Source organism: Microbacterium sp. Bi128 (assembly GCF_918698205.1).
In genome coordinates, this window is record NZ_CAKKMM010000926.1 from 1 (window position 1) to 2,044 (window position 2,044).

The following is a 2,044-nucleotide window of genomic DNA, read 5'->3' on the forward strand; positions in this document are numbered from 1 at the left end:
GTCACGTACCCCTGTGTCGTGGCTCATGGTCTCTTCCTTCCGGGTCGCCTTCGTCGTACGGCGGCATCCATCCGCGCCGTCGTGCGGAGTCTGCCGTCGACCCGCCGTGCGGGCCGGGGCCGTGGCGGCGTGTCTCGGCGGAACTTCGCGGGACGGTGCGCCGTGGCGGGGAGGGCGGGCCCGGATCCCGGGCCTCAGTCGCGGCCGGTGATGCCCTCGGTCGAAGCGATCACGGGGCGCATCTTCTTCTCCAGCGCCTCGAAGAACATCGACAGGGGGAACTCGTCGTCGAGCACGGCGTCGGTGTACCCCTTGGGGAGACCGGCGAGCACCTCGTCGGACAGCCCACGGGCCCAGACCGACGCAGGATGCGGAGTCACCACCGATCGCACCAGGTCGTACGAGGCCAGCCAGTGGGCGGTCTTGGGCCGGTCGATCGAGCGCCAGTACAGCTCGTCGATGGCGTCGGCGAGGGCGACGACCGCGGCCGGCACCTCGTCCCAGTCGAACGCCAGCGACGTGTCGGTCCAGTGCAGCACGCGACGCTGGTGCAGCCACGCGAAGAGCAGCTGGCCGCCCAGCCCGTCGTAGTTGCGGACCCGCGAGCCGGTGATGGCGAAACGGAAGATGCGGTCGAAGATCACGGCGTACTGCACCAGCTCGGCGTGCTCGAGCATCGCGCGCTCGGCGGCGTCGAGGTCGTCGCGGGCGGCCAGACGCGCCTGGATCTCCACGCACTCGCGGAACGCGGTCAAGTCGCACCGCAACTCCTCGAGCGAGTAGAGGAAGAACGGCATCCGCTGCTTGATCATGAACGGGTCGAACGGCAAGTCGCCGCGCATGTGCGTGCGGTCGTGGATGATGTCCCACATCACGAACGTGCGCTCGGCGAGGTCCTGATCATCGAGCAGGCGCGCGGCGTTCTCGGGCAGGTCGAGCTTGGTGATCTCGGCTGCAGCGCGGGTGACGCGACGGTAGCGGGCGGCCTCGCGGTCCTGGAAGATCGCGCCCCACGTGAAGGTCGGCACCTCGCGCATCGCGACGGTCTCGGGGAAGAGCACCGCCGAGTTGGTGTCGTACCCGGGCGTGAAGTCGACCAGGCGCAGCGAGACGAACAGGCCGTTGGTGTACTCCGCCTCGACGTGCCGGTCGCGCGAGCCGTTCTGCGTGTACATCGGGAAGACGACGAGGTGACGGATGCCGTCGACCCGGTGCTGCTGCGGCTGGAACGCCACGAGCGAGTCGAGGAAATCGGGCACGCCGAAACCGGCATCCTTCCACCGCTCGAAGTCGACGACGGACGCGCGGAGATAGGCGTCGTCGTGCGGGAACAGGGGGGTGAGGGCCCGGATCGCGTCGACGATGTCGTCGACGAGGGCACCGGCGCGCGCGTGATCGGATGCCTCCGGAACCGCGCCGTCCGCGGCCTGCAGCGACTGCAGCTCGACGGCGGCGTCCTTGAGCTGGGTCCACGCGGGGGTGTGCTCGACCGTGTCGACCGCGTGCCCGTCGAGCAGGTCGTGCGCGGAGCGCGAGGGTGTCGCGAGGGTCATGGGGGCCTCCGATCGGCGTAGGCGGGAAAAATTCCTGTCAATACCGCATGCTAACGGAAAACTTACGGATGGCGCCACGGAGGCTCCGTCGCATCCTGGTACTGTCGGGCGCATGTCCGACGGTTCCGTTCGCCGCGCGCGGCTCGACGACACCGTCGACGCGGCCATCGTGCGCGAGATCTCCCTCGATGCGCGCGCCACGCTCGCACACCTGTCCGAGAAGGTCGGCCTGTCGGTCTCGGCGGTGCAGTCGCGCCTGCGGAGGCTCGAGGCGCGCGGCATCGTCCGCGGCTACCGGCCCGTGTTGGATGCCGAGGCGCTCGGCCGCCCGCTCGCCGCTTTCGTCGAGATCACGCCCCTCGATCCGGCACAGCCCGACAACGCTCCCGATCTGCTCGCGCACCTCAGCGCGATCGAGGCGTGCCACTCGATCGCCGGTGACGCGGCGTACATGCTGTTCGTCCGCGTGCCGACTCCGCGCGATCTCGAGA

2 protein-coding genes are annotated in these 2,044 nt (G+C 69.6%); one reads left to right on the forward strand and one right to left on the reverse strand.

The genetic code is table 11. The annotated features are described in order from the left end of the window. Positions 1-194 precede the first annotated feature (194 nt). Positions 195-1,553 (reverse strand): DUF6421 family protein, encoded by a 1,359-nt coding sequence (locus LQV45_RS28080; RefSeq protein ID WP_230010207.1) that lies wholly within the window; start codon positions 1,551-1,553, stop codon positions 195-197. A gap of 112 nt (positions 1,554-1,665) precedes the next feature. Here LQV45_RS28080 and LQV45_RS28085 point away from each other — a divergent pair. Continuing rightward, a partial coding sequence (locus tag LQV45_RS28085; RefSeq protein ID WP_230010209.1) for an Lrp/AsnC family transcriptional regulator occupies positions 1,666-2,044 on the forward strand: 379 nt, incomplete at its 3' end.

Bases quoted from the DNA above. Each gene is read 5' to 3' on its own strand.
- LQV45_RS28080 (WP_230010207.1), bottom strand. From the start codon at position 1,553: ATGACCCTCGCGACACCCTCGCGCTCCGCGCACGACCTGCTCGACGGG.